Origin of the sequence: Stagnimonas aquatica, from assembly GCF_003730135.1 — a bacterium.
Taxonomy (GTDB): Bacteria; Pseudomonadota; Gammaproteobacteria; order Nevskiales; family Nevskiaceae; genus Stagnimonas; species Stagnimonas aquatica.
This window is the reverse complement of record NZ_RJVO01000003.1, coordinates 326,422-353,254: the sequence shown is the minus strand read 5'-3', so window position 1 is coordinate 353,254 and position 26,833 is coordinate 326,422. Positions and strand designations below refer to the sequence as shown.

At 67.3% G+C, this 26,833-nt stretch carries 26 protein-coding genes; 9 read left to right on the top strand and 17 right to left on the bottom strand.

Annotated features, from left to right (window positions below; genetic code table 11):
• Positions 1 to 60: 60 nt before the first annotated feature.
• The gene (locus ED208_RS08870) at positions 61 to 1,209 is read left to right on the top strand and encodes a CarB family protein (protein ID WP_123211522.1); all 1,149 of its coding nucleotides are present in this window, start codon (positions 61 to 63) and stop codon (positions 1,207 to 1,209) included.
• Here ED208_RS08870 and ED208_RS08865 read toward each other — a convergent pair.
• Positions 1,206 to 1,769 carry a lytic transglycosylase domain-containing protein gene (locus ED208_RS08865; protein WP_123211521.1) on the bottom strand — a complete coding sequence of 188 codons (564 nt, stop codon included), beginning with the start codon at positions 1,767 to 1,769 and terminating at the stop codon, positions 1,206 to 1,208. The two genes, ED208_RS08870 and ED208_RS08865, sit on opposite strands and share 4 nt — an antisense overlap.
• A gap of 136 nt (positions 1,770 to 1,905) precedes the next feature.
• Here ED208_RS08865 and ED208_RS08860 point away from each other — a divergent pair, with 136 nt between their 5' ends.
• Positions 1,906 to 3,192: a PucR family transcriptional regulator gene (locus ED208_RS08860; RefSeq protein WP_158608488.1), complete on the top strand. Its 1,287-nt coding sequence runs from the start codon at positions 1,906 to 1,908 to the stop codon at positions 3,190 to 3,192.
• A gap of 119 nt (positions 3,193 to 3,311) precedes the next feature.
• Entirely contained in the window at positions 3,312 to 4,979 is a 1,668-nt protein-coding gene (locus ED208_RS08855) for a hypothetical protein (RefSeq protein ID WP_123211519.1), read from the top strand.
• A 22-nt stretch (positions 4,980 to 5,001) separates the two neighbouring features.
• Here ED208_RS08855 and ED208_RS08850 read toward each other — a convergent pair whose 3' ends face one another.
• The 3 genes from ED208_RS08850 to ED208_RS08840 are packed head-to-tail and all read right to left on the bottom strand — an operon-like array spanning position 5,002 to position 6,073.
• Positions 5,002 to 5,457: an acyl-CoA thioesterase gene (locus ED208_RS08850; protein WP_123211518.1), complete on the bottom strand. Its 456-nt coding sequence runs from the start codon at positions 5,455 to 5,457 to the stop codon at positions 5,002 to 5,004.
• Positions 5,454 to 5,858: a hypothetical protein gene (locus tag ED208_RS08845; RefSeq protein ID WP_123211517.1), complete on the bottom strand. Its 405-nt coding sequence runs from the start codon at positions 5,856 to 5,858 to the stop codon at positions 5,454 to 5,456. Before ED208_RS08845 ends, ED208_RS08850 begins: the two co-directional genes overlap by 4 nt.
• On the bottom strand, positions 5,855 to 6,073 hold the full coding sequence (locus ED208_RS08840; RefSeq protein WP_199720563.1) for a DUF1289 domain-containing protein: 219 nt from the start codon (positions 6,071 to 6,073) through the stop codon (positions 5,855 to 5,857). Before ED208_RS08840 ends, ED208_RS08845 begins: the two co-directional genes overlap by 4 nt.
• An 81-nt stretch (positions 6,074 to 6,154) precedes the next feature.
• Here ED208_RS08840 and ED208_RS08835 point away from each other — a divergent pair, with 81 nt between their 5' ends.
• Entirely contained in the window at positions 6,155 to 6,754 is a 600-nt protein-coding gene (locus ED208_RS08835; RefSeq protein ID WP_123211516.1) for a hypothetical protein, read from the top strand.
• Between the two features lie 85 nt (positions 6,755 to 6,839).
• Here ED208_RS08835 and ED208_RS08830 read toward each other — a convergent pair whose 3' ends face one another.
• From ED208_RS08830 to ED208_RS08810, 5 genes are all read right to left on the bottom strand, one after another.
• The gene (locus ED208_RS08830) at positions 6,840 to 7,988 is read right to left on the bottom strand and encodes an OmpA family protein (protein ID WP_123211515.1); all 1,149 of its coding nucleotides are present in this window, start codon (positions 7,986 to 7,988) and stop codon (positions 6,840 to 6,842) included.
• 132 nt (positions 7,989 to 8,120) lie between these two features.
• Positions 8,121 to 9,137 (bottom strand): quinone-dependent dihydroorotate dehydrogenase, encoded by a 1,017-nt coding sequence (locus tag ED208_RS08825; RefSeq protein WP_123211514.1) that lies wholly within the window; start codon positions 9,135 to 9,137, stop codon positions 8,121 to 8,123.
• An 83-nt stretch (positions 9,138 to 9,220) separates the two neighbouring features.
• Positions 9,221 to 11,281 carry an AarF/UbiB family protein gene (locus tag ED208_RS08820; RefSeq protein WP_233574956.1) on the bottom strand — a complete coding sequence of 687 codons (2,061 nt, stop codon included), beginning with the start codon at positions 11,279 to 11,281 and terminating at the stop codon, positions 9,221 to 9,223.
• Positions 11,278 to 11,883 (bottom strand): GTP cyclohydrolase II, encoded by a 606-nt coding sequence (gene ribA, locus ED208_RS08815; protein WP_233574954.1) that lies wholly within the window; start codon positions 11,881 to 11,883, stop codon positions 11,278 to 11,280. Before ribA ends, ED208_RS08820 begins: the two co-directional genes overlap by 4 nt.
• A gap of 4 nt (positions 11,884 to 11,887) precedes the next feature.
• A complete protein-coding gene (locus ED208_RS08810; RefSeq protein ID WP_233574952.1) occupies positions 11,888 to 13,336 on the bottom strand; it encodes a 3-oxoacyl-ACP reductase in 1,449 nt (482 codons plus the stop codon).
• A 174-nt stretch (positions 13,337 to 13,510) separates the two neighbouring features.
• Here ED208_RS08810 and ED208_RS08805 point away from each other — a divergent pair, with 174 nt between their 5' ends.
• The 4 genes from ED208_RS08805 (at position 13,511) to ED208_RS08790 (ending at position 16,560) form a co-directional block, all read left to right on the top strand.
• On the top strand, positions 13,511 to 14,014 hold the full coding sequence (locus tag ED208_RS08805; protein ID WP_123211512.1) for a hypothetical protein: 504 nt from the start codon (positions 13,511 to 13,513) through the stop codon (positions 14,012 to 14,014).
• Positions 14,015 to 14,055: 41 nt separating this feature from the next.
• On the top strand, positions 14,056 to 15,123 hold the full coding sequence (locus ED208_RS08800) for a hypothetical protein (protein ID WP_123211511.1): 1,068 nt from the start codon (positions 14,056 to 14,058) through the stop codon (positions 15,121 to 15,123).
• Positions 15,124 to 15,214: 91 nt separating this feature from the next.
• Positions 15,215 to 15,991, top strand: a complete 777-nt coding sequence (locus ED208_RS08795; RefSeq protein WP_123211510.1) for an SDR family oxidoreductase — start codon at positions 15,215 to 15,217, stop codon at positions 15,989 to 15,991.
• 2 nt (positions 15,992 to 15,993) lie between these two features.
• Positions 15,994 to 16,560 (top strand): GNAT family N-acetyltransferase, encoded by a 567-nt coding sequence (locus ED208_RS08790; protein WP_123211509.1) that lies wholly within the window; start codon positions 15,994 to 15,996, stop codon positions 16,558 to 16,560.
• 100 nt (positions 16,561 to 16,660) lie between these two features.
• On the opposite strand, the gene rplS is transcribed toward ED208_RS08790, so the two are convergent.
• From rplS to aceB, 8 genes are all read right to left on the bottom strand, one after another.
• On the bottom strand, positions 16,661 to 17,026 hold the full coding sequence (rplS, locus tag ED208_RS08785) for a 50S ribosomal protein L19 (protein ID WP_123211508.1): 366 nt from the start codon (positions 17,024 to 17,026) through the stop codon (positions 16,661 to 16,663).
• 26 nt (positions 17,027 to 17,052) lie between these two features.
• Positions 17,053 to 17,808, bottom strand: a complete 756-nt coding sequence (trmD, locus tag ED208_RS08780) for a tRNA (guanosine(37)-N1)-methyltransferase TrmD (protein ID WP_123211507.1) — start codon at positions 17,806 to 17,808, stop codon at positions 17,053 to 17,055.
• A gap of 12 nt (positions 17,809 to 17,820) precedes the next feature.
• Positions 17,821 to 18,390, bottom strand: a complete 570-nt coding sequence (gene rimM, locus ED208_RS08775; RefSeq protein ID WP_123211506.1) for a ribosome maturation factor RimM — start codon at positions 18,388 to 18,390, stop codon at positions 17,821 to 17,823.
• A gap of 6 nt (positions 18,391 to 18,396) precedes the next feature.
• Positions 18,397 to 18,657 carry a 30S ribosomal protein S16 gene (gene rpsP / locus ED208_RS08770; RefSeq protein WP_123211505.1) on the bottom strand — a complete coding sequence of 87 codons (261 nt, stop codon included), beginning with the start codon at positions 18,655 to 18,657 and terminating at the stop codon, positions 18,397 to 18,399.
• 149 nt (positions 18,658 to 18,806) lie between these two features.
• Entirely contained in the window at positions 18,807 to 21,497 is a 2,691-nt protein-coding gene (gene gyrA / locus ED208_RS08765; RefSeq protein ID WP_123211664.1) for a DNA gyrase subunit A, read from the bottom strand.
• A gap of 187 nt (positions 21,498 to 21,684) precedes the next feature.
• The gene (gene tsaB, locus ED208_RS08760; protein WP_123211504.1) at positions 21,685 to 22,398 is read right to left on the bottom strand and encodes a tRNA (adenosine(37)-N6)-threonylcarbamoyltransferase complex dimerization subunit type 1 TsaB; all 714 of its coding nucleotides are present in this window, start codon (positions 22,396 to 22,398) and stop codon (positions 21,685 to 21,687) included.
• Positions 22,399 to 22,613: 215 nt separating this feature from the next.
• Entirely contained in the window at positions 22,614 to 23,924 is a 1,311-nt protein-coding gene (gene aceA / locus ED208_RS08755) for an isocitrate lyase (RefSeq protein ID WP_123211503.1), read from the bottom strand.
• A gap of 304 nt (positions 23,925 to 24,228) precedes the next feature.
• Positions 24,229 to 25,809 carry a malate synthase A gene (aceB, locus tag ED208_RS08750; RefSeq protein ID WP_123211502.1) on the bottom strand — a complete coding sequence of 527 codons (1,581 nt, stop codon included), beginning with the start codon at positions 25,807 to 25,809 and terminating at the stop codon, positions 24,229 to 24,231.
• A gap of 160 nt (positions 25,810 to 25,969) precedes the next feature.
• Here aceB and ED208_RS08745 point away from each other — a divergent pair, with 160 nt between their 5' ends.
• Complete coding sequence (locus tag ED208_RS08745) at positions 25,970 to 26,827, top strand: bile acid:sodium symporter family protein (protein WP_123211501.1); 858 nt, start codon at positions 25,970 to 25,972, stop codon at positions 26,825 to 26,827.
• Positions 26,828 to 26,833: the final 6 nt, after the last annotated feature.

The window sequence follows — 26,833 nt, the reverse complement described above, 5'->3', positions numbered from 1 at the left end:
CGGATTGCGGATTGCGGATTGCGGATTGCGGATTGCGCGGCGATTGTTCAGCCTGCGGGCATGAGCGCAAGCAACCCCTCCGCCGTCAGCCCGGACGGTCACGGCACAAACTCGAGCATCACGCCGCCGCGCGTGCTGCTACTCGCCCTGCGTGACGACTGGCTGGGCCCGCCGCGCCTGGCCGGCGCCTTGCGCGAGGCCGGGTTGGCAGTGGCGGCGGTCTGCCCCAGCGAGGGGCCGATGGCGGTCAGCGCGGCGCTGGAGCAGCGCTACCTGTTCAGCCGCCAACAGCCGCCGACCCTCCCGCTGCTGCAACAGGCCTTCGAAGACTGGCAGCCCGCGCGGGTCTTGCCGATGGACGACGCGGCGGTACTGCTGCTACGGCGCCTGATGCAGATGCAGCCACCGCTGCCCGCCACGCAGCAGGCGCTGCTCAGCGCCGGCGGCGCGCGGCCGGTCGAGCAGTCGGACTGGCTGGACAAGCACTGCGGCAACACCCGCGCCCGCGACCTCGGCCTGGCGGTGCCGGACTGGCAATTGCTGCCGCCCGGCAGCACGCGGCTGGAGCCCTTGCAGCGGCTCGGCTTTCCGCTGCTGGCCAAGCCCGCCGTCGGCTATGGCGGCGTCGGTCTGCGGCGCATCGAGCGCGCCGAGCAGTTGCAGGAATTGCGCGCCAGCCCGCGCGCCTGGCTGCTGCAACGCGAGGTTTCCGGCGGCACCTGGGCCTGCGGTTTCTACGCCGAGCAAGGCCGCCTGCTGGCGGCGCTCTGCGCTGAGAAGGAACGCGTCCATCCCTCGCCCTATGGCCCCAGTTCCCGACTACGCGTCTGCGCCCAACCGGCCCTACGCGCCGCCACCGCGCAGCTGCTGGCAGCCAACCACTACACCGGCTTCGGCAGCCTGGACGCCCAGATCGACGCCCAGGGCCAGTTCTGGTTCCTGGAGCTGAATCCGCGCCCCTCGCCCTTCCTCCACCTGGGTGCGCGCGCCGGCCCCGATCCGGCGGCGGCGCTGGCGGCGACGCTGCGCGGCGAGGACTACAGCGAGTCACCGCTGCGGCGGCCGAGTTGGTCGGTGGCCCTGTATCCGCAGGAGCGCCTGCGCGATCCCCATGGCCAGGAAGCCGGCCTGGCGGACTGGGATATTCCCGATGGCGACCCGCCGCTCAAGGCCTGGCTGGAGCGCTGGTTGAACGCACAAAAGGGCTAATCGAAGGCCCAGTAGTTGCGCAGCGCGCCCAGCACCTTGTTGGGGTATTCGGAGCGGCCGTAGCTGCCGTTGTAGCGCGCCAGGGCGTTGAACAGATTGCCGCGCTCCTTGTCCAGGTAGAAACGCAGGATGGTGCAGCCCATGCGCAGATTGGTGCTGGCATGGAACAGGTTGGAACCCTTCTCACCGAGTTCCTCCAGCCAGAACGGCATGATCTGCATATAGCCCAGCGCGCCGGCGTGGGAGATCGCGTAGCGGTCGAAGCGGCTCTCGATGTGGATCACCGAAAGTACCCATTCCGGCTTCAGCCGCGCCCGCTTGGCCTCGGAATGCACCAGCCGCAAAAACTCCAGGCGTTGGGCCTCGTCTGGCTGGTAGCGCTGCAAGCGCGTGGACATGTCCAGCAGCCAGACCTGGGCCTCGTACTTGTCTTCGAAGCTGTCGGCCGCGCGGATGGCGGTCATCAGCCGCGCGCGCAGTTCCGGCTCCGGCTCGCCCACCGGCCCGGCCAGGGCGGCGGCGGTGAACAGCAGCAGGCAAAACGACAGCAGGAGCTTCATGGACGAGGTGTGTTTTTGAACGTTGCGATTGTAGTGGTCGCCCGTGATATACAACCTTGCAAGCCATTGACCAAGAGCCGGACGCGCATCCGCCAGGACGCCGCAACACGGCCCGCTGTCCCGAGGAGAGATGCAGATGAGCAAGCCCAGCAGGCCGCGCGATGGCTCTGCTTCGCCGATGCTGTCGCGCCAGCTGCGCCCCACCGTGCGCGCGCTTTCGCAGCAAGGCGAGAACATCGTCAGCCGCGTTTACACGGCTGTGCGCGCCGAGGTCGCGGAATACGCCGCAGTGCGCGATGCGCAGGTGCTGGCCGAGATCGAGAACATGATCCGCATCAACGTCGGCATCTGGTTCCGGGCCCTGCTCGACGGCCGGCCGCCGGATGCCGAGACCCTGCGACCGGTCGCCGACCTGGCGCGCCGGCGGGTGCATCAGGGCATCCCGATGACCAGCCTGCTGCACTCGTTCCGGGTCGGCTGCACCGTGCTTTGGCAAGCCTTCCTCGACGGCGTGCAGCATCAGCATTCCGCCCGCGACGAGGTGCTGCTACGGCTGTCGCCCTACATGCTCTACCACACCGATCTGCTCGGCCAGACCATCAGCCACGCCTATGCCGACGAGCAGCGCCGGGGCGAGCGCTGGCAGTCCCGTTTGCAGCACGAACTCTGCTCCATCGTCTTCGACCGCAGCGAAGACCGCGAGGGCTTTCACGAGCGGGCCCAGGCCCTGGGTATCGACCCTCTGGGACGGCGCATCGCGCTGGCGTTCGCCTTGCCGACCCCGGGGCCGGGCGACGCCGGCGCGGAGGACGCACTGGAAACGCTCACCGCCCAGCTCGGCGCCGGCGCCGAACCGCGCCCCATCGGCACCCTGCGCCGAGGCCATGCGCTGATCTGGATGGCGGTCCCCAGTGGCGAGAACAGCGTCCATCGCGAGCGGCTTCTGTCCAGCCAACTGGCGCAGCTGCCGGCCCTGCGCGGCCGATCACAGGTCGCCGGCCTCGGTCTCGCCGGCAGCGGGCCTCAGGGCTGGCGCCTGAGCGCCGAACAAGCCCTGCGCGTGCTCGACATCGGCCGCCGCCTCGCCACGCCGGCGCCGCTGTTCCTGTACTCCGACTACGTGCTCGACGACACCGCACTGCAATCGCGCAATGTCGCCGGCTACCTGGAAAGCCTGCTGGAGCTGATCGCGCCCGAGCCGCATCTGCTGGAAACACTGGACTGCTATTTTCTGCAACGCCGCCAGCGCAAGACCGTGGCGGATAGCCTGGGGATTCATCCCAACACGCTCGCCTACCGCCTGCAGCGCATCGAAGCCTTGCTCAAGGCCGATCTCGACAAGCTCTCCTGGCAGTCGCGCCTCAGTGCCGCGCTGCTGATGCGGCGCATGGGGCGCGGCGAGTCGCAAAGCCTGGCGGCTTAGCCCAGGGCCTTGTGCGCCGACACAACATCGGCTGGCAACCCACCAATGGCGGCGCTGGTGCCGTCGCCGCAAACTTCTCCACAGCTGCACATACCTAGATTGAACGCTGGAGGAGAGTCATGCGCATCGCGACCGCAAGGTTCGTGCGGCAGAGCCGTCGCCGTTGTTTTTCACTGCTGCTGAGTCTGGCGCTGAGCCTGCTCGCCGCCTGCGGCAGCAGCAGCCCGCTGGGCACCCCGGGCATCGACCCTAGCCGAGAGGTTGACGACGCGCTGTTGCCCAGCGAGGCGCAGTTGCGCGGCTGGCAGACCGAGATCGACGCGTTCAACGGCGGCTTCCGGCCGGCCGGCAGCGTCCACGAGATCGCGTACGCCCAGCGCCTGGCGGCTCAGCTCAAGGAGATGGGCGTGCCAGAGGTCAGCCTGGAGCCCTACACGGTCAGTCGCTGGAGCGCGAAAACCGCCCGCCTGGAGCTGCTCGGCAATGGCGAGAGCGAGGCAGTGCCGCTGGTCTCCTATATCCCCTTCTCCGGCAATACCGGAGCGGAAGGCCTGGAGGGCTCGCTGCTCTACCTGCCCGGACTGGCGGCGGTGGACCTCAGCGACGTGCTGATCCGTCTGCTCGACAGCGGTGCGGTCACCGGCGGGCTGACGGGCCTGCTGCGCAATCTCGGCGAGCTGCTGGGCGATACCGGCAGCGGTCTGTCCTCGATCCTGGCCGCGATCAGCAGCCTGGACCTACGCGGCAAGATCGTGGTCTACGACCTGCCACGCCTGACCATCCCGATCGGCGTACTCAGCAGCCTCGCCCTGCACGTCACCGACGACGCCGGGACCATGGGGTTCACTACGCCGTTTTCGCGCCCCTTCCTGGACATGGTGGTGGCGCAGGTGGTGACCACCGCGCTGAAGGCTGCGGGCGCCGCCGGCGCGGTCGGCATCATCGACTACCCGAAGGAAGCCGCCCAGGGCTCCTACTACCCGTTCTTCGCGCGCTTCCTGCCCGCTGCGCCGACGGTCTATCTCGACCGCGACGTGGGGCGGGCGCTCAAGCAGAGACTCGCCGGCCGGCCGCTGTCACCGCTGAAGGCGCAGTTGACGCTGGACGCGCTGGAGGAAGAGGTGGAGGCCTACAACGTCGTCGCCCGCCTGCCCGGGGTGAGCCCGCTGGAGATCGTGCTCAGCTCGCACACCGACGGCACCAACTCCATCGAGGACAACGGCACCGCCGCCATCCTGGGGATGATGCGCTACTACACGCGGGTGCCGCCGGCGCAGCGGCCGCGCAGCCTGCGGGTGGTGTTCAGCGGCGGCCACTTCGGCGGCGGCGGGCTCGGGCAATACCTGGAAGCGCACCATGACGAACTGCAGGCGCGGGTGCTGGCCGCCGTCGAGATCGAGCACGTCGGCGCCCGGGAATGGCTGGAAGTGGCGCCCGGGGTGATGGCGCTGACCGGCCTCAACGAGCCGCAGGTGATCGTCAGCCCGCTGGGCGCGGTGTTCGAGCGCGAGAGCGCGCTGCTATCCAGCCAGATGGACCGCAGCATCGTGCTGCCGCCGGTACTGCCGTTCGGCGAGGGCCAGGCCTACCGCAACGAGGCGGGGCTGCCGATGATCCAGTACATCACCGGGCCGGTGTACCTGCTCAATTTCGGCATCCCTAAGGTCACCAGCGAGTACACCGACTACGCGCTCATGCACCGGCAGGTCAGGGCGTTCATCCGCCTGGTCACCAATCTCGCGGCGGAACCGGCCGGGCGGTTGCGACCGGGGCTGAGCGAAAGCTAGCCGCGCGAGCGGCGGGGAGGGATCAGCCGGTCGCCTCTTCCGGCGGCAACACTTCCCGGCGCCGGATCAGTTCGCGCACGGATTCGGGGATCGGACTCGGTTTCTGCTGGCTGTAGTCGAACCAGACCAGGGTGGCGCGGGTGACGGCCACCAGGCGTTCGCCCTCGAACATCGCCGCCTCGGTATCCAGACTGCTGCGCCCGAGCCGGCGGATACGCAGGCCGACATCGAGTGTCGCGGGGTAGCGCAACTGCTGCAGGAAGTCGCAGCCGATCTTCGCCAGGATGATCCCGGAGGTCTGCCAGAAACCGGGCTGGATCGCGGCGATGGCCTCGAAGTACTGCAGCCGCGCCTGTTCGTCGTAGGTGAAGAACTTGACGTTGTTGACGTGCCCCAGGGCGTCCATGTCGCCCCAGCGCACGGTCAGGCCGATGCGGTGGCTGAAGTCGCCCAGACTGGGCCGGACCGCGCCGCTCATGCGGCGGCGGCGGCCTGGGTGCGCTCCCAGAGCGCCAACTCTTTGCGATGCCGGTAGAGGTTCCAGACCACACCCGCCGCGCAGACCACCAGGTGCGCCGCGCAGAAGAAATTGGCCTGCAAGGGAAAGTAGAAGGCGTACAGGCCGGCGTACAGCAAGGCGCCGGCGAACAGCACCTGGAACAGCATCACCGGCGAGAAGTAGCCCTTCAGCGACTGGCGGGCGATCACCGTGACCAGCAGCAGGCCGAAGGGAATGCCAGTGGCCGCGACATAGCGGTAGTTGGCTTCCGGCAACAACTCGATGTTGACGGCGAAGAAATGCGGCATCCACCAGGCGAAGACCCCGAAGCAGGTCAGCACGTAGGCAATGACCACTACCGAACCCAGCAGGCGATTCATGAGGAGATAGACCTGTTCGTAGATGGCTGGATTATAGCCAGCCGCTGGCGGGCGGCCGCGACGATCTGGTTTTTGCGGCCTGGGCTGGCGGAGCCCCATTCGGCGATCTCGCCAATCTCGCGGCCGCAGCCGATGCACAGCCGTCCCTGCAACTGGCAGACCCCGACGCAAGGAGAGGCCGGCGGCTCCGGCGGGATGGGGACTTCAGAGGACATGACCAGAACGCGGACGACAGTCGGGCTTGCAGTAAGATTCCGCGCAGAATGCCACAAGCCCACTGGGGATCGCCGAACAACATGCCGGTACCGACCTCCGCTCTCAAGCTCGTCGCCAGTCTGGGTCTGCTGGTCGGCCTGAGCGCCTGCGCCAGCCGGCAGGTAGCGGAGCAACTGCCGTTCAGCGATGCGCTGATCCAGGACTACGGCCTCGGAGAGACGCACAAGCAGCGTCTGCAGTACTACCTCTCGAGCCCGATCACCCTCGCCCGCAGCTCCGCCACCTCGGTGCGCGGCATTGCCGACGGACGCCTGGTGGATCGTGGCCAGCGCGCCATCGACAAGCTGGAGGTTCCCGCCCAGGCACCGGGGGTGGTCGTGGGCTCGGGCGCCAACTGGCTGGCGGTGAGTTTCGAGGCCGGCAGTTATCTGTATTTCGTTTCCGGCCAGGCGGAGATCCAGTCGCCCTACCGCCGAGAAAGCCGGCTACCGGACCGCTACTACCTCTATGCGCCGGACTGGGACGGCCGCGCCGGCACGGTCAAGGTCGGCAACATCAGCTACCAGGCGCTGGGCCAGAGCATGGACGCCTACCTGTTGGTGGACCGTGAGTCCCTGCACCAAACCGAGAGCCAGGGCCGGGTGCTGTCTGGCCGGCTGCTGGAGCAGAGCCGGTACTGAGCCCGAGGCGGTTGCTGGACAGTAAAAAGCCGCCTGGACCGGTTGCGGTCCAGGCGGCTTTTCATTGCCCCGATGCGTCTCCGGCTTAGCGGCGGATGACCCGGAACTGCACCGAACGGTTGGCGCGACGGCCTTCCTCGGTGGCGTTGCTGGCCACCGGCTTGAACTCGCCGATCGACAGCGTGGTGAGACGCACCGAATCCGCGCCCTTGGCCAGCAGGTACTGGCGAACCGCCTCGGCGCGCTGGGCGCCGAGCACGATGTTGTAGGCCTCGGAACCGCGATTGTCGGTGCGGCCTTCGATCTCCACGCGCAGCGAGGGATCGGAGGCCAGCAGCGCCGCGACGTTGTCGAGCTTGGTCTTGGACGGCTCGTCGATGTCGAAGGAGTTCAGCTGAAAGCTGACCGACTGCGGCTCGCCGACCGGCACCACCGGGTCGGTCGGGGCCGGAGCCGGCTCGGCGACCACCGGGCAACCCACGGCATTCACCACCGCGCCGGGCTCGCTGGCCGGGCACTGGTCGACGCCGTCGGCGACGCCGTCGTGGTCGGAGTCGGCGGCGCAGTCGCTGCGGCCGGTGGCGGGATCGACCACCGCCAGCGAGCAGGCTTCAATCGGCTGCGGCGCCGTCGCCGGCGCATCGGAGCCGAACGAGGCCAGCATCAGCGGCACCTGCAGACCGAGCAGCAGACGGTAGTCGATCAGGTAGTCCTGGTCCGGCACCGACTGGTCGTTGATCTGGCTGAGCACGCGGGCTTCGGTGCGCACCGCCAGGCCGTACCAGGGCAGGCCGATGAGGGTGCCGGCGCCGACATCGACCCCGAAATGGGTGTGCTTCTCGCCGAGCACGTCTTCCTGCACGCCACCGAGGCCGGCCAGCACGAAGGGCTTCAGGGCAAAGCCCTTGTCGCTCCAGCCGTAGGTGCCGAGATCGTGGACGTAGTTGACCAGCAGCGAGGTCTGGTAGTCCTTCTTGCCGTCGATGGCGCGGTCGCGACCGACGTCGTAGAAGGAAACTTCGACAGCGCCGTTCTTGATCGGCAGCGGCACGCCGAAGCTGAGCTGGTAGCCGAGGCCGGTGTCGGCACCGCGGCTGCTGTCGCTGATCTCAGCGGCGACGGCGGCAGCGGCGTAGTTGCCGCTGGTGCCGTCGGCGTTGACGGCCAGGGCCGGTGCCGAACAGCCCAGGGCAAACAAAGCGGCCCAGACGGAAGCGTGGTGGGTGGTGCGCATGGTGTTACCCCTTGGGTCGGTCTTTTTTGGAAATGGTCAGGACGCGGGAGACGGGCCGTCCGGCGAAGCTACCGAACTGTAACCTCCGGTCTTGGGTCAGGCAACGGAGGAGTAAGAAATTTCACACAAGATTCAAGCGAGTGCGCGCGCGCACTCGGTCACCAGCGCCGGCCCGCGATAGATGAAGCCGGTGTAGACCTGGACCAGATCGGCACCGGCGGCGCGGCGCGCGAGCGCGTCCTCGCCGGAGTCGATGCCGCCAACGCCGATCAGCGGGAAATCCGGACCGGCAGCGGCGCGCAGGCCGCGCAACACTTGTTCGGCGCGGGCGCGCAGGGGCGCCCCCGACAGCCCACCCGCCTCCGCCGCGTAGCGGTGCCCGGCCACGGCACTGCGCGACAAGGTGGTGTTGGTGGCGATCAGCCCGTCCATGCCGTGCTTGCGGGCCAGCTCGACCATGCCCGGCAACTGCTCGTCGGCGACATCGGGGGCGATCTTCACCAGCACCGGCGCCTGCCGGCCTTCCGCTTGCGCCAGCTCGCGGCGGGCGGCGGCGATGGCCAACAGCAGGCCGTCGAGCGCGGCGTCGTTCTGCAACTCCCGCAGGTTCTTGGTGTTGGGGCTGGAGATGTTCACCGTGATGTAGTCGGCGTGGCGGTGCAGGCGCCGCAGGCAGAGCAGGTAGTCGTCGGCGGCGCGCTCGATCGGCGTCACCGCGTTCTTGCCGATATTGATGCCGAGCACGCCGGAATAGTCGCTGCGGGTCAACTCCAGCCGCCGCGCCAGTGCCTCCATGCCCAGATTGTTGAAGCCCAGGCGGTTGATCAGGGCGCCGTGCTCGGGCAGGCGGAACATGCGCGGCCGCGGGTTGCCGGGTTGCGGCTGCGGGGTAACGGTGCCGACCTCGACGAAGCCAAATCCGAAGCGCTCCCAGGCCGCCAGGCAGAGACCGTTCTTGTCCAGGCCGGCGGCCAGACCGACGCGGTTGGGGAAGCGCAGACCGAGCAGCGGCGCCGGCGCGTCCACCCGGCGCTGCCCCATCACCAGTCCCGCCAGCGCCGGGGTGCGCTGGAGCAACTCCAGGGTCAGATCGTGGGCGCGCTCGGCATCGAGCGCGAACAAGGCGGGGCGGACCAGTTGATACAGCATGGGCAGGTGCGGGAGGCGGAGGATGGGCTAGCGGAATCTGCCGCCCGGGGCCGCGTCTCGGTCCGGGTCGGCAGACGAATAATTCAGGGCAACACCGGCGCGGGCCGCGCCAGCCGACGCGGCGGCGGCGCGATCCGCAGGCGCAGGAAGTTGGGCAGCGGCAGGCTCTGCGCCAGCTTGCTGCGGATGGCGGCGATCTCGCGATGAAAGACGTCCTGGGTGACGGTCAGCGGCAACCGGGCCAGCGACCAGCCCAGATCGCGCAGCAGCAGGCGCTTGGGGTCGCCCTCGTACAGCGAGCCGAAGCTGCCGGCGGCGGCGAACAGTGCCCGGGACAGGTGCAGGTAGTCCTTCTGTACCACCAGGCCGACCTGCTGGGTGTTGCTCATCAGCTGCAGCACGGTCTGGCCACGCGCGTGCAGGCCGGCCATGCCGCCGCGCTGCAACTGGCGGATGAAGTTGCGGCGGGTCAGCGGCTGCACGCCCTTCTTCGCCAGGGTTTCGCTCAGCATCGCCTCGATCTCGGCACGCCGGGCGGCGTTTTCCTGCGGCTGGGTGCTGATGCGGATCATCGCGTCGGCGAGCAGCTTGACGTCGGCCAGCATGGCGCCGGTCAGGTAGTCCCAGACCAGCGACCACTTGCCGTCCAGCGGCACCACATTGCCCCAGTCGATCAGGTAGAGCGCGCCGTCGGTGCCGATCATCACATTGCCGGGATGCAGGTCGCCGTGCATCTCCCGGTAGACGAAAACATGGTGCAGCACGGTGTAGAGCAGGCGCTCCAGCACCTGCGACTGGAACTGCCGGCGTTGCGAACGCGGCATCCGCGCCAGCGCGCGGTTGAGGCTGCTGGCGTCGGCGAGGTATTCCATCTCCAGAATGCGCCTCGCATGGCCGTAGAGCTGCGGCACCCGCCAGACCTGCGAGCGCTGGGCCCGCTCGTGGAAGCGCAGGTGGTGACGCGCTTCCGACTCGAAGTCGATCTCCTCCATGAAACCGGCGACAAATTCGTCGGCCTGCTCCTGCAAGGCACGCAAAAACGGCGCGAGCTTGGAGTGCGGCGCCCAGTACTGGCTGGACATGATGGCGAGGCCGATCACCAGCTTGCCGATCACGAACTCGCGGTCGATGTTGTGGCGGCCGACCTTGATGACCACCGGCCGCAGCACCTCGACACCGTTCTCGATGAACGGCTTCTTGGCGAAGTAGACGCTGCCGATGGAGCCCGACTTCACCGGCCGCTCGGCGTCGAAGTCCATGTAGAGCTTGTCCGGCGGCTTGCCGAAGCACTCGATGAAGGCCTGGTTGACCTCCTCGGCGCTCATCGCCGGCACGTCCTCGTGGAACACCGCCAGCTCCCGGGCGATCTCCTCGGGCAGGAAGTCGGCGTTGGCGGCGGCGACCTGCGCCATCTTGATGAAGAACGGCCCGAACTCGCGGACCATCTGCGCAACGATCTCGGCCTGGGCGGTGAAATCCTTGGGATCGGCGGCGAAGAACGGCTTGATGTAGCGGATCGCGCGGATCTGACGGCGGACGATGGCGATGTCGTTGCGCACCAGCGCCGCCCGGCGCAGCACCTCGCGCAGCTGCCATTCGTTGAAGCGGCGGCCGGCCTTCAGGAGGTTCACGACCTCGGTCAGCAAGGGCTCGTAGGTCTTCAGGACCAGGCGCACCATGTCCAGCGACAGCTCGCCCAGCCCTTTCAGTTCCGGCGCCCGGAACAGCTCCTCGAAGAAGTTCCAGAACTCCTGCACCAGCGCTTCCGGCACCGGTACCGGCGAGCGCTGCAGCGACTGATCAACGACGAAGCGGATCAGGTTCTCGGTGGACTGCTCGTTGGGAATCAGCCCGCGCGAGCGCAGCCGCTCGGTGAGGTGGCGCGACTGGTGGACGATGGGGTGTTCGTAGAGCTTCTCGAACAGCGCGTCAATGGCTTCCGCCAACTGCGCGGAGGTGACATCCTCGGTCGAGGCCAGCAGGCGTCCCAGCGGCACGAATCCGCGCGAGACCTGCACGGTGGAAACGGTCAGCGAACCCAGTTCACGCAGCAGGCTGCGTGAACCCGATAACTGGTCGCGCAGCAGGCTGCGCGGCCCGGCGGCGGCACGCAGGCGTTCTGCCTCGTCCTGCAGCTCGGTCACGGCGGCAGGAGATGCCCCAGGCGTTTGCGCTTGGTGGCGAGGTAGCCGGCGTTGTGCGGGTTTTCCCCCACCTGTAGCGGCACCCTGTCCACCACCTCGATCCCGTCAGCGGCCAGCGAGGCCACCTTGCGCGGGTTGTTGGTGAGCAGGCGCAGCCGGCAGACGCCCATTTCGCACAACAGCGCCACCGCCAGCCGGTAGTCGCGGGCGTCGTCGGGGAAGCCCAGCTGGTGATTGGCATCGACGGTATCGACACCCTGGTCCTGCAAGGCGTAGGCGCGGATCTTGTTGCCCAGGCCGATCCCCCGCCCCTCCTGACGCAGATACAGGATGGCGCCACGACCCTCGGCGGCGATGCGGTGCATCGCCTCCTGCAACTGCGGACCGCAGTCGCAGCGCATCGAACCCAGCGCATCGCCGGTGAGGCATTCGCTGTGGATACGCACCAGCGGCGGCGGCTCCGCCTTCAAATCGCCCAGCGACAACACCATGTGCTCCTTGCCGTCCTCGGCGCGGAACACGGTCATGGTGAAGGTCGCCTCGGCGGTCGGCAGCTGGGCCGAGGCGATCCTCTCCAGCGGTGGCACGGAAGCGTCCGCCAAGGGCTTAGGCCCCCAGCCAGTTCTGGCCGCAGACACGAAGGGTCTGGCCGTTGACGCCGGCCGCCAACGGCGAGGCCAGGAAGGTCACCGCCTCGGCGATGTCCTGCGGCAGGCCGCCCTGGGCCAGCGAGTTGATGCGGCGGCCGACCTCGCGGTTGGCGGCCGGCATGGCAGCGGTCATCTGGGTCTCGATGAAGCCCGGGGCGACGGCATTGATCGCCATGCCCTGCTTCGCGAGCACCTGCGACAGCGCCTCGGCATAACCGATCACGCCGGCCTTGGTGGCGGCGTAGTTGGTCTGGCCGGCGTTGCCGCCGATGCCGCCGATGGAGCTGATGCAGACCAGGCGCGCCTGGTCCTTGAGCGCGCCCTGCAGCAGGCGGTCGTTGATGCGCAGGATCGCGCCGAGGTTGATGTCCAGCACCATGTCCCAGAGATGCGGCGCCATGTTGCGCAGCATCTTGTCGCGGGTGACGCCGGCGTTGTGGACGACGATGTCAGCACCGCCGAAGCGGCTGATCAGCTCGCTGGCCAGACGCTCCGGCGCCTTGGGATCGGTCACGTCCAGGGCCAGGCCGACGCCATTGAGCGGCGCCAGGGTTGCGCCCAGGGCGCCCTCTTCGGCCGGGCGGTCCATGCCGACCACGGTGGCGCCTTCGCGCGCCAGCACCTGGGCGATGGCCGCGCCGATGCCGCGCGCGGCGCCGGTGACCACCGCCACCTTGCCGGCGAGCGAGGCCTCGGGGCTGGCGATGGCCTTCACGCCCTTGGGCGCGCCGTCGACAGTCAGCACCTGGCCGGTGACATAGGCGGAGTTGGCGCCGGTGAAGAAGGCCAGCGCGCCCTTCACCCAGGCGTCGCCGTTCTTGCCCAGCACCAAGAGGTTGGCGGTGGAGCCGTTCTTGCCGACTTCCTTGGCCAGCGAGCGCACGAAGCCGGTCAGCGCCATCGAGGCGGTGGCGCCTTCGACGCTGCCGGTGTCGGCGGTTGCGCGGGCCAGCACCACCACCCGGCTGTGCTTGGGCAGGCGGCGCAGGCGCGGCTGGAACAGCTCGTAAACCTGCTTGAGGCTGGCGGCACCGGACACCCCGGTAGCGTCAAAGACGATCACCGGAGCCACCGGCTCGCTGTCGCCGCCCTCGCTCTGGAGCGCAATGCCCGCCTTCTGGGCGGCGGCCTTGAGCGGCGCCAGCCCTGGATGGGCGGGGGCGATCTGCACGGCGGCACCGAGTTCAACCAGCGCGGCCAGCACCTGGCCGGTCGCGGTGGCTTCGGCATCGGCCGCCAGCAAGGCAGTGACACCGGCCAGCGGCTGCGCGGCGTAGCCTGCGGTGGCGCGCTTCAGGCGCACCGGCATGGGCAGCCCCAGCGAGCTGGCAATGCTCTTGCCGAAGGGGGAGTTGATGAAGTCGAGATAGCGGTCCTGCATATCGGCCTGATCGGAAGAGGGCAAAGGGGTGCCTATTATGCCGCCCACTTCGGCTAGCCACCTTGACCGTAACGACGCGACCACCCTGCTACGCGGCGGTTTACATGACTAGAATACGGCGGCTGACGATCAACAGCCGGCGGCACCCAGCAACACATACCGGATCGCACACAACAGTTTTTCGAGGGGAGTTTTGGAATGAGCAGCCGTTTTCTGCCGCTGGCCGGCATCACCTTGGTCCTCGCCATTGGCAGCTATTTTGCCCTCGGCCTGATCTTCCCCCACAAGAAGGAAGCGCCGCCGGTCGTCGGCATCCAGGCCGAACAAGTGCTCGGCGCCAGCCTGAGCGAGAGCGAGGCGGCGGCGATTCCCGATGCCGGCACCCCCAGCGAACCTGCGCCCGAGGCGCAGGACGCCAGCGCCACGGCGCCAACCGAGAGCGTCGAGACCACGCCGACGGAGACTGCCAGCGGTAACGAGGTCGCGGAAACGCCGGCCGAACCGGCCGTCAGCGAGGCTGCAAGCGAACCGGCTGCCGCCGTGGAGCCCGCCCCGGCGCCGGCGGTGACCGGCAGCGCGCCAGCCAGCGGCCTCAGCCGTGACGAACTGGCCCGCATCGTCGCCGAAGCCGCCGCCAAGGCCGCTGCCGAAACCGCCAAGTCCATCGCCGAGCAGGCCGCGCGCGACGCGGCCCAGCGCTGATCGCGGCCCCGGTCGGTACGCACCCGAAGCACGCCCAGACCATGAACCAGAATTCACAGACCAATCTCACCATTGGCATCCTCGTCGCCACCGTGGTGGCCGCCGGCGGTACCTATTTCGCCTTCGACTTCCTGACCGGGGACAAGGCCAAGCCGCAGGTGCAGGCCGAGCCCGGCCTCGCTACGCCGGTCGCTGAAACTGCGTCCGAACCGGCTCCGGCCGCCAGCGTCGACAACGCCAGCGCAGACCCGATCAGCGCCGCCACCGAAGCCGCCGTCGCGGCGGTCGGCGCGGAAGCGGGCAGCGCCGGCCTCAGCGAGGCCGACGCCCGCCGCATCGGCGAAGAAGTGGCACGCCAGGTGGCGGCCCAGGTGGCGCAGTCGATCGTCGACCAGCAGCTTTCGAAAACGCCCGCCAGCACCACCGGCGGCGGCCTGAGCGCCGAGGAAGCCCGGCGCATTGGCGAAGAGGAAGGACGCCGGGTTGCGCAGGAAGTGGTGCAGACCGCCCTCGCCGCCCAGTCCGGCAGCTCCGCCTCATCGGGAAGCAGCCTGAGCGCCGCCGAAGCCGAGGAGATCGGTTACGCCGCCGGCAAGCGCGCGGCTCAGCAGGTGGCCGCCAGCACCGCCCGCCGTGTGGTGCGCGAAGAATTTGGCGGACAAGCGGCGGCAGCTTCCGAGCCGGTCGCCCAGCCGGCGGCAGCGGCCCGCGAGCCCTCCCCGATAAAAAAGCCGGCGGCGCCGCGTCCGCGTCCCGCCAAGGCCGCGCCCAAGCTCAGCTCCCCCGCCTCCGATGCGCTCAAGGCCTGGTGGCCGGCGGCCTCTGGCGGCTTCAGCCTGGTCTATGCCGGCCAGCCCAAGGGCGAGGCGGCGATTGCCCTGCTGTTTTCCAGCGCGCCGGGTGTGGGCGCGCTCAACCAGTCGGTGAAGGTCTACGACCAGCGCGGCGCGCTGGTCAGCGGCAGCTGGGAAGCCGCCGCCAATCCGCGCCTCGCGGTGTTCCGCAGCCTCAAGCCGGGCCGCTACACCGTGGTGGTGGAGGCCGGCCTCGCCGACAGCCAGGGCCAGAGCCTCGGCCAGGACCTGCACGGCCCGGTCTACGTGATCTGATCCGGACGCCGTTCGCGGCGTTCGTGACACTGTTCCGCCGGCCGCGCACGCGGCCGGTTTGTTTTTTGCCCCCAGGAAAGAGGAGTTTCCGATGAGCACCCCACTATTCAATCTCAACGGCAAGATCGCCCTGATCACCGGCGCCTCGCGCGGCATCGGCGCCGCCACCGCCCGCCTGCTCGCCGAGCAGGGCGCACACGTGGTGATCTCCAGCCGCAAGCAGGCCGACCTCGATGTGGTCGCCGACCAGATCATCGCCAGCGGCGGCCAGGCCACCGCCATTGCCGCCCACCAGGGCGAGTCGGCGGCGCTCAAGCATCTCATCACCGAGATCGAGCAGCGCTTCGGCAAGCTCGACATCCTGGTCAACAACGCCGCCACCAACCCCTACTTCGGCCACGTCACCGACACCGGCATGGACATGGTGGAGAAGACCCTGCAGGTGAACATCAAGGGCTATTTCGAGCTGTCCTCGCTGGCGGCCAAGCTGATGAAGAAGGGCGGCGGCGGCGCCATCGTCAACATCGCCAGCGTCAACGGCCTGAAGCCGGGCATGTTCCAGGCGATCTATTCGATCACCAAGGCCGGCGTCATCAACATGACCCAGGCTTTCGCCAAGGAATGCGCGCCCTGGGGCATCCGTTGCAACGCGGTGCTGCCCGGCCTCACCGACACCAAGTTCGCCTCGGCGCTGACCAAGAACGACCAGATCCTGAAGACCGTGCTGCCGCAGATTCCTCTGCAGCGGATGGCGCAGCCGGAAGAGATCGCGCCCGGCATCCTGTTCCTGGTCAGCCCGGCCAGCAGCTATGTCACCGGCACCACCCTGACCATCGACGGCGGCATGATCGGCTGCGGCGGGCTGTAGGCATGGGCTTCGACGCCGGCCGCGACGGACTGCGCAGCGCCCGGCTGCAGCTGCGCCGTTTCGAGTTGGCGGATCTGCCGCTGCTGCAAAGGCTGAACTCCGACCCCGAGGTGATGCGCTACCTCGGTGGCCCGGAGGCGCCGGAAGACACCCGCACCATGCTGGAAGGTCGCATCCTCAGCTACTACCAGGAGCAGCCCGGCCTGGGCGTCTGGGCCAGCATCGAGCGGCACAGCGGCGCCTGTATCGGCTTTCATCTGCTCAACCACATTCGTGGCGAGTCGCTGATCCAGGTCGGCTACCGGCTGTTTCCCCAGTATTGGGGCAGCGGCTACGCCACCGAGATGAGCGTGGCCCTGCTGCGCTACGGCTACACGCAGCTCGGCCTACCCAGCCTCTGCGCGATCACCCATCCGGACAACGCCGGCTCGCAGCGGGTGCTGCTGAAAAGCGGGCTGGAGCGACAGGGCGAGCGCGCCTTCAGTCACCCCTCCTATGCCCCCTACGGCGCCATGCCGTTCTTCCAGCGCGGCGCCGAAGACTGGCTGCGCACCGCGCCCGGGGGCTGACGCCAACAAAAAAGCGAGCGACAACCCGTAAGGATCGTCGCTCGCTTGGAGCCGGCTTCGCGGAACGGATCAGCAGTCCGTCCCGCGACCCGATGGCGGATTACTCCGCGCGGGCGCTCAGCTTTTCCTTGATGCGGGCAGCCTTGCCGGCCAGATCGCGGAGGTAGTAGAGCTTGGCGCGGCGGACGTCGCCACGGCGCTTGACGGCGATCTCGGCGACCTGCGGGCTGTAGGTCTGGAAGGTGCGCTCGACGCCTTCGCCGTGGGCAACCTTGCGCACGGTGAACGCGGAGTTGAGGCCGCGGTTGCGGACCGCGATCACCACGCCTTCGTAGGCCTGGAGACGCTCGCGGTCGCCTTCCTTGACCTTGACCTTGACCTCGATGGTGTCACCGGGGCCGAATTCGGGAATCTTCTTGGCCTGGGCGGCAATCGCTTCGGCTTCCAGCTGTTGAATCAAGTTCATGTTTAAAACCTCGCAAACGTACTGCGCTATTTATCAAGCCACTGCGAGGCGTACTCGGAGAGATACTCCCGCAGCAACATATGGTGTGACGCCTTCAACTCCAACCCGGCCAACAAATCCGGCCGTTTCAACCAGGTCTGACCCAGTGCGTTTGCCAGCCTCCACTGCGCAATCGCCTTGTGATCGCCTGACAGCAACACGTCCGGCACCGGCTTCCCACGCCAGTTGACCGGCCGCGTGTAGTGCGGATGATCGAGATGCCCGGCGCTGAAGGAATCCGTCACCGCCGATTCCGCATCACCGAGTACACCCGGCAGCAGACGCGTCACCGCGTCCACCATCGCCATCACGGCGATTTCACCGCCGGACAGCACGAAGTCGCCCATCGACAACTCCGCCGTCACCTCGCTCGCCAGAAAGCGTTCATCAATGCCCTCGTAGCGACCGCATACCACAATCCATGCGGGCTCTTTTGCCAGCCGCTCCGCCCATTGCTGGTCGAAGCGCTCACCCTGCGGTGACATCACCAGGACCGGCGCCTTGGCACCGCACTCCTGTCTTGCCGCCGCCACCGCCTGAGCCAGAGGCTCGGGCTGCATCACCATCCCCGGCCCACCGCCGAAAGGACGCTCGTCAACGCGATTCCAGCGATTGCCGCTGAAGTCGCGCAACTGTCGCGTGACCAGGGTCAGCGCGCCAGATTCGGATGCGATGCGCGGGATGCCAACCGTGGTGAGCTGCTGCACCAGTTCCGGGAACAGCGTCAGCACTTCCACCCGCATCGCGCTACATCCTCACCAGTCGGGCTGCCAGTGCGCGACGATCTCGTTCGCTTCCAGGCTCACCGATTCAATGATCGGCCCGCGGACGAAGGGAATCAGTCGCTGCATCGGCCCACCGGCCTCGTCCAGCACTGCCGCGTCACGCACCACCAGCACATCCTGCGCGCCATTGCTGGTCACCGACTCGACGACGCCCAGCGGTTCGCCAGTGACCGAGCGGACGGACAGACCCACCAGGTCGATCAAATAGACTTCACCGGACTTGGTCGGCGGCAGTGCCGAACGCGGCACCGCGATTTCCAGCCCGACCAGACGGGCGGCGCTGTCGCGATCCTCGATGGCCGTGCCATCCGCTCTGGACAGCTGGGCCACCAAACCGGCGCCGTGTATCCGCCCTTCCAGCAACTTCGCTTCGTAGCCTTCCGTGGAACCCGGGCGGCTGAGCCACCAGCGGGGGTAGCGGAGGATGCCTTCGGCGGGTCGGGTGGAAGAAACCAGCTTCACCCAGCCCTTGATGCCGTAGACGCCGGCGATGCGCCCCAGCGTCACCCGCCTTTCAGCGCGGGGCGCTTCGGCGCTCATGGCGTCTTAAGCCGCAGCGGCTTCCGCCTTGGGGGCGGACTTGACCAGGAACGCCACGCGCTCGGAAATCTGGGCGCCGTTCTTGGCCCAGCCTTCGATCTTGGCGAGGTCGAGCTTGAGCTTGACTTCCTGACCACGGGCGCTGGGGTTGTAGTAGCCCAGGCGCTCGATGAACTTGCCATCGCGCGAGCTGCGGCTGTCGGTGGCGACCACGTTGTAGTACGGAGCCTTCTTGGCGCCGGAGCGGGCGAGACGAATCTTGACCATGCTGTTTTCCTGCCTGTGACGGTTATCTGGACCGGGACGGACCAGCGCGAACACTGGCTCCCGGCCCAAAAAAGGTCGCGTAGTTTAACGACTTTCTGCCGAAAATAAAGCCAGAATCGCTATTTAGCGCAACTGTCAGCCCAATCGGGCTATTCGCTGCTGGCAGGCTCGGCCGGCGGCTCGCCGGGGTTGCCGCCTTCGGCCTCGGCTTCCGGCTCGAAGCGGTCGACGCCGACGATGCGGTCGCCCGGCTCCGGCCGCATGATCCGCACGCCCTGGGTATTGCGCCCGGCCACCCGTACCTCGTGGGAACGGGTACGGATCAGGTTGCCACCCTCGGTGATCAGCATCAGCTCGTGACGGTCGTTGACCGCGATGGCCGCGACCAGATCGCCGGTCTTGTCGGTGACCGCCTGGGCGATCACGCCCATGCCGCCGCGACCACGCACCGGGAACTGCTCGATGGGGGTGCGCTTGCCGTAACCCTGCTCGGTGATGCTGAGGATGTCCACCCCGGCTTCCAGCACGATCATGCTGATGATGCTGGCGGCGGCCGGCAGCAGCGCGGCGCTGTCGTCGCCGGCAGCCTCGTCGCCCTCGCCCACCTCGTCCTCGGCCGCCTCGGCGACCCGCACCAGACGCATGCCGCGTACGCCGGTGGCGCCACGGCCCATCGGCCGGACATGGCTTTCGTTGAAGCGGATCACCCGGCCGGCGTCGCTGAACAGCAGCACGTCGTCGCTGCCGGTGGTGAGCGCCACCGCGATCAGCTCGTCGTCGGCGCGCAGATCAACCGCGATCAGGCCGTTGGAGCGGATGTTGGCGTAGGCCGCCAGCGCGGTCTTCTTCACCGTGCCGCGACGGGTGACCATGAAGATGAACGGACCGGTCTCGGAGGCCTCGCTCTGCTCGGCGCCGAAGGACTTGATCGGCAGCACCGCATTGACCTTCTCGCCCTCTTCCAGCGGCAGCAGATTGTTGAACGGGCGACCACGGCCGCCGCGCGAGCCTTCCGGCAACTCGAACACCCGCAGCTTGTAGACCTTGCCGTGGCTGCTGAAGCACAGCAGGGTGTCGTGGGTGTGGCTGACCCAGAGCTTTTCGAGGAAATCCTCGTCCTTGGTGGTGGCGGCGATCTTGCCGCGACCGCCCCGGCGCTGGGCCTGGTACTCGCTCAGCGCCACGGTCTTGACGTAGCCGGCGTGCGAGAGCGTCACCACCATGTCCTGCGGCTGCACCAGATCCTCGTGCGCCATGTTCAGGGCGGCGCCGGTGATCTCGGTGCGGCGGTTGTCGCCGAAGTTGTCGCGGATCTCGATCAACTCCTCGCGCACCACCGACAGCAAACGCGCCTCGCTGCCGAGGATGTCGAGCAGGTCGATGATCTTGGCGATGTAGCCCCTGAATTCCTCACGGATCGCGTCCTGCTCCAGGCCGGTGAGCTTCTGCAGGCGCATTTCCAGGATGGCGGTCGCCTGCGCCTCGCTGAGCTTGTAGCCGGCGCCGTCCTCGGTGAGGCCCAGGCCCGCCGGCAGATCCACCGGCCGGGTGCTGGCGAGATCGACCCGCTCCAGCATCGCGGTCACCAGGCCGGGGTTCCAGGCCTTTTCCATCAGCCCGAGCTTGGCGGCGGCGGTGTTGGCGCTGCGCTTGATCAGCTCGATCATCTCGTCGATGTTGGCCAGCGCGATCGCCAGGCCCTCGGCGATGTGCGCCTTCTTGCGCGCCTCCTGCAGGCGGTAGCGGCTGCGGCGGGTGACCACCTCGCGGCGGTGGCGCAGGAAGATGTCGAGCAGCGCCTTCAGGCCCAGCCGCTTGGGCTGGCCGTTGTCCAGGGCCACCATGTTCAGCGAGAACGCGGTCTGCATCTGGGTGAGCTGGAACAGGTTGTTCAGCACCACCTCGGCGTTCTCGTCGCGCTTGAGCTCGATCACCACCCGCATGCCGTCCTTGTCGGACTCGTCGCGGATGCCGCTGATGCCTTCGAGCTTCTTCTCCTTCACCAGCTCGCCGATGCTGACCAGCAGGTTGGCCTTGTTCACCTGGTAGGGCAGCTCGGTGATGATGATCGACTGCCGGTTCTGGCCAAACTCCTCGAAGTGGGTGCGGCTGCGCAGCACCACGCGGCCGCGCCCGGTCTCGTAGGCATTCACCAGTTCGTGGGCGTCGAGCAGCAGGCCGGCGGTCGGGAAGTCCGGCGCCGGGATCAGCTTCATCAGGCCGGCCAGATCCAGCGCCGGGTTCTCGATCAGGGCGAGGCAGCCTTCGATCACCTCGGTGAGGTTGTGCGGCGGGATGTTGGTGGCCATGCCCACCGCGATGCCGGCCGAGCCGTTCACCAGCAGATTGGGGATCTTGGCTGGCAGCACCACCGGCTCCTGCTCGGAGCCGTCGTAGTTGTCCTGGAAGTCCACGGTGTCTTCGCCGATGTCGGCGACCATCTCGTGGGCAATCTTGGCCATGCGGATTTCGGTGTAGCGCATGGCGGCGGGGTTGTCGCCGTCGATGGAACCGAAATTGCCCTGACCGTCGATCAGCGGGTAGCGCAGCGAGAACGGCTGCGCCATGCGGACGATGGAGTCGTAGATCGCCGAGTCGCCGTGCGGGTGGTACTTACCCATGACGTCGCCGACGATGCGCGCCGATTTCTTGAACGGCTTGTTGTAGTCGTTGCTCTGCTCCTTCATGCCCCAGAGGATGCGACGGTGCACCGGCTTGAGGCCGTCACGGGCGTCCGGCAGGGCGCGGCCGACGATCACGCTCATGGCGTAATCGAGGTAGCTGCGCCGCATCTCGTCTTCGAGATTGATATGCAAAACTTCTTTGGCGAAATCGGTCATGTTGCGCACCAGCAAGCGTGATTTTTTCGAGGCTTCCGCGCAGGCACTTTTTTGATCGTTTCCTAGGCCCGCTGGAAGCCCTGGGAGTGTAGCACGCCAGAGTCGGTAAGACCTTGACCAGACTTGAATTTAGGCAGGCTTTCCAGGCCTGTTCAGCAGCCCCCGCCGATGACTCCCCCGGAGCGGTTCAGGCAGCCGGGGTTTTCGCTCGTAATGCGGCCTGTTCGAGCAGAGTGAGCGCAATCCGGTTGCGGAGATAAATTGGCGCCAGCAAAGCGGCGTCACCAGCGGCCCCGGAAACGAAAGCCGGCACTGCCAGCCGCAGGGCATCCCCAGCCCGAGGCAGGGCCTGGCCATCCAGCGCTGACAGATCGGCGCCGGTCGCGGCGCGCAGCTCCGCCTCGTAGCGCCCCCAACCAGTACCGACCGCCTGCCAGCGCCCCGGCTGCGCCGGCACCCGCTCCGGCCGACAGACCCGGGCTTCGTCCAGCGGCACGGCCAGGCCGGCGTCATCGCGGCCGTAGGCGGCGCAGTAAACCTCGTCCATGCGGGCGTCGATGGCCGCCAGCACCCGTTCGGCGCCGCAGGCGCGGATCGCGCCCTGAGCCAGCATCGCCAGCGAGGACACACCCAGCGCCGGCTGCCCGTGGGCAAGCGCCAGCCCCTGGAGATAGGCCACGCCGATGCGTACGCCGGCGAAACTGCCCGGCCCCAGGCCGCAGACCAGGCCATCGAGCTGGGAATAGCCCAGACCGGCGTCCGCCATCAGCGCATGCAGCATCGCCGGCAGCCGCTGGGTGTGGTCGCGTCCGGCCAGTTCGAAACGCTCCAGCAGGGCGCCATCGACCCAGAGCGCGACGGAACAGGCTTCTGTGGCGGTGTCGAGAGCAAGTAGTTTCATGGGTCTAGGCAGTCTAGCCGCCGGGCAGGCCTGACAGGCGGAAAAGACAAAGGGCGCTGCTTTTGGCAGCGCCCCCTGGGTGTTGCTTGCCAGCGTCCGGCCTGGCGAGTCTTACGCTCCGAAGCGAGCGATGCAGACCGCAAAGCCGTGCTGCGGCCTCGTGACGCCAGGATCCCCAAGCCTCGGGCTTGGGGCCCCTACACGCTACGCGGCCTTTAGTGGAACTGCTCTTCTTCGGTCGAGCCGGACAGCGCCTTGACCGAGGACGAACCGCCCTGGATCACGGTGGTGACGTCGTCGAAGTAGCCAGCGCCCACTTCCTGCTGGTGGCTGACGAAGGTGTAACCCTTCTCGCGGGCCGCGAACTCCGGCTCCTGCACCATCTGGGTGTAGTGCTTCATGCCTTCGCCGCGGGCGTAGGCGTGGGCGAACTGGAAGGTGTTGAACCAGTTGATGTGGATGCCGGCCAGGGTGATGAACTGGTACTTGTAACCCAGCGCGCTCAGCTCTTCCTGGAAGGAAGCGATCTGGCTGTCGTTGAGGTTCTTCTTCCAGTTGAACGAGGGCGAGCAGTTGTAGCTCAGCAGCTTGCCCGGGTTGGCCTTCAGCACGGCCTGGGCGAACTCGCGGGCGAAGCCGATGTCCGGCACACCGGTCTCGCACCACACCAGGTCGGCGTAGGGCGCGTAGGCGACGCCACGGCTGATCGCCTGCTCCAGACCGTTCTTGACGCGGTAGAAGCCTTCCTGGGTGCGCTCACCAGTGAGGAAGGGCTTGTCGTTGGCGTCGTGGTCGGAGGTCAGCAGGTTGGCAGCTTCGGCGTCGGTACGGGCCAGCACGATGGTCGGAACGCCCATCACGTCCGCAGCGAAGCGGGCGGCGATCAGCTTCTCGCAGGCTTCCTGGGTCGGCACCAGCACCTTGCCGCCCATGTGACCGCACTTCTTGACCGCCGCCAGCTGGTCTTCGAAGTGCACGCCGGCGGCGCCGGCGGCGATCATGTTCTTCATCAGCTCGAAGGCGTTCAGCACGCCGCCGAAACCGGCTTCGGCGTCGGCCACGATCGGCAGGAAGTAGTCGACGTAGTCCTTGTGGCCGGCTTCGATGCCGCGCGACCACTGGATCTCGTCAGCGCGCTTGAAGGTGTTGTTGATGCGACGAACCATGGTCGGCACCGAGTCGTACGCGTAGAGCGACTGGTCGGGGTACATGGTCTCGGAAGTGTTGCCGTCGGCGGCGACCTGCCAGCCGGACAGGTACACGGCTTCCAGGCCAGCCTTGGCCTGCTGCATGGCCTGACCGGCGGTGATGGCACCGAAGGCATTGACGTAGCCCTTCTTGGCGCCGCCGTTGACCTTGGCCCAGAGCTTCTCGGCGCCCTGCTTGGCGAGGGTGTACTCGATCTGGACGTTGCCGCGAAGGCGGACGACGTCGGCGGCGGAGTAACCGCGCTTGACGCCCTTCCAGCGGGGGTTGGTCGCCCAATCGGTTTCGAGGGCCTTGATCTGCTCTTCGCGAGTCGACATCGGTGAAGTCCTTGCGGGTGGGAAAGAAAATCGTTGAAACCGGCACTCTGGACCCGACCTGCGGATGTCAGAACGGTGAAAGCCGGTTTCGCGGGCGCGAATTATACAGGCGACTTTTTTGCACCGCACAACATGTTTGTCGGCCGACCTGACCAGAACGGACTAGACCTTGGTCGCCCCGCCCTGCACCGGCCAGCACCGAACCGGTCCTTATATAGAGAGACCCGTAGCGCCAGCGCTGGCGAACAGGGCCTCGGACACAAAAAAGGCGCCAGAGGCGCCCTTTTTGCACAGAACCAGCGCATCAATCCAGATAGCGATAGCCCGGCAGGGTCAGGAACTCCTCGCACTTCGGCGCCGTCGACATGCGCGCCATGATGCCGGCGGCCTCGACGAAGCGGCCCTGGTAGAACTTCTCGGCCCCGAGCTGCTTCTTGTAGGCCTCCAGCTCCTCGTCGACGATCTTCAGCACCAGCTCGCGGGTCACGCCACGGCCATCGGCCAGCACCGCGCCGTACTTCAGCCACTGCCAGACCTGGGTGCGGCTGATCTCGGCGGTGGCGGCGTCTTCCATCAGATTGTGCAGCGGCACGCAGCCGACGCCACGGATCCAGGCCTCGACGTAGCCGATGCCGACATTGATGTTGTTGCGCAGGCCACCCTCGGTGATCTGGCCTTCCGGCTTGGCCAGCAGGTCGGCGGCCTTGATCTTGTAGTTGAACTGCTTGTGCAGCTGGTTGGGGGTGGGCATGTGCTCGTTGAACACTTCCATGGCCACCGGCACCAGGCCCGGGTGGGCGACCCAGGTGCCGTCGTGGCCGTTCTTCACCTCGCGCAGCTTGTCGGCACGCACCTTGGCGAACACTTCCTCGTTCTTCGCCGCGTCCTTGGTCGGGATGAAGGCGGCCATGCCGCCCATCGCGAAGGCACCGCGCTTGTGGGTGGTCTCGCAGAGCAGCTTGGAGTAGCTGTCCAGGAAGTGCTTGTCCATCGTCACCTGCAGACGGTCCGGCACCACCCAGTCGCCGTGGGCGTTGAGGGTTTTGATGCAGCTGAAGATGTAGTCCCAGCGGCCGCAGTTGAGCGCGACGATGTGGTTGCGCAGTTCGTAGAGGATCTCGTCCATCTCGAAGGCCGCCCACAGGGTCTCGATCAGCACCGTGGCCTTGATGGTCTTCTGCGGGATCTTCAGCTCGTTCTGGGCATCGACGAAGATCGCGTTCCAGAGCTTGGCTTCCAGATGCGACTGCATCTTCGGCAGGTAGAAGTACGGACCGGTGCCGCGCTTCAACAGCTCCTTGGCGTTGTGGAAGAAGTACAGCGCGAAGTCGAAGATGCCGCCGGGAACCGGCTTGCCGTCGATCAGCACATGCTTCTCGTCCAGGTGCCAGCCGCGCGGACGCACGATCAGGGTCGCGATGTCCTTGTTGAGCTTGTATTCCTTGCCGTCCGGGTTCTTGAAGCTGATCTTGCGGCGCACCGCGTCGGCGAGGTTGATCTGGCCGTCCATCATCAGCGACCAGGTCGGCGAGGCGGAGTCCTCGAAGTCGGCCATGAAGCACTTCGCGCCCGAGTTGAGGGCGTTGATGATCATCTTGCGGTCGACCGGACCGGTGATCTCGACACGGCGGTCGAGCAGATCCTTCGGGATGCCGGCGATCTTCCACTTGCCGTCACGGATCTTCTTGGTCTCCTTGAGGAAACCCGGCTTCTTGCCGGCGTCGATCAGCTTCTGGCGTTCGGCGCGCTTGGCGAGCAGCTTCTCGCGGGTCGGGCCGTGCTTGCGGACCAGCTTGGCGAGGAACTTCAGCGCTTCCGGCGTCAGGACTTTCTTGTAGGCCGGGGACAGCGGGCCCGTGATTTCGATGCCGGCAGGCAGGGTCATGGTGCAACTCCTGGGGTTCAAGGGAAACCGGAAGGCCGCAGACATGCATCACGGCCGCAAAAGTGGCGCGAATTATAGCGGCGCACTCCGTCGGCTTGTGATCTGAAGCCAGCCTCGGGATGATGCGGACACAAATACAAACCCGCTGGAGGAGAAACCCATGACCGGTGCCGGCTTCACAGGCGCGCTGCTGCCCCTATCCCTGTTCGTGATCATGACCAGCTTGGGACTGGCGCTGACCCTCGCCGACTTCCGTCGCGTCGTGCTGTTCCCCAAGGGCGTGGCGATCGGCCTCGGCAACCTGCTGCTGCTGTCGCCGCTGCTGGGCTTTCTGCTCGCCAAGCTGTTCGGTCTGCCGCCGGAACTGGCGGTCGGCATGGTCCTGCTCGGTGCCGCACCGGGCGGCACCACCGCCAACATGCTCACCCACCTCGCGCGTGGCGACACCGCGCTGTCGGTGACCATGACCGCGATCAGCAGTCTGGCGGCAGTGTTCACGGTGCCGCTGTTCCTGGGCCTGGCCAGCGCCCATTTCGCTGCCGACGGGGTCGCGCCCAATCTGGACATGGTCGGCATCGTCAAGAAGGTGTTGCTGATCACTCTGGTACCGCTGGCCTTCGGCATGGCGATCCGTGCCGCCCTACCCGCCTTCGCGCAACGGGTGGAGAAGCCGGCCAAGAATCTGGCGATGGTCTTTTTCGTGCTGGTGGTGGCGGTGGTGATCTGGGCGGAATGGCACAACCTCGGCGGCGCCATCGGCAAGGTCGGTCCGGCGGTGCTGGCGCTGAATGTGCTGGCCATGGGCCTGAGCTTCCAGATCGCCCGGCTGGCGCGGCTGGACAGCAAGCAGTCCACCGCCATCGCCATCGAGCTGGGTGTGCACAACACCACCCTGGCGATGGCGGTCGGCGCCCTGGTGTCACCGGTGATGGTGATCCCGGCGGCGGTATACGGCGTGTTCATGTTCTTCACCGCCGGCGCCTTCGCCAAGTTCATGCACGGCCGCAACGCGGCCTGAATCAGG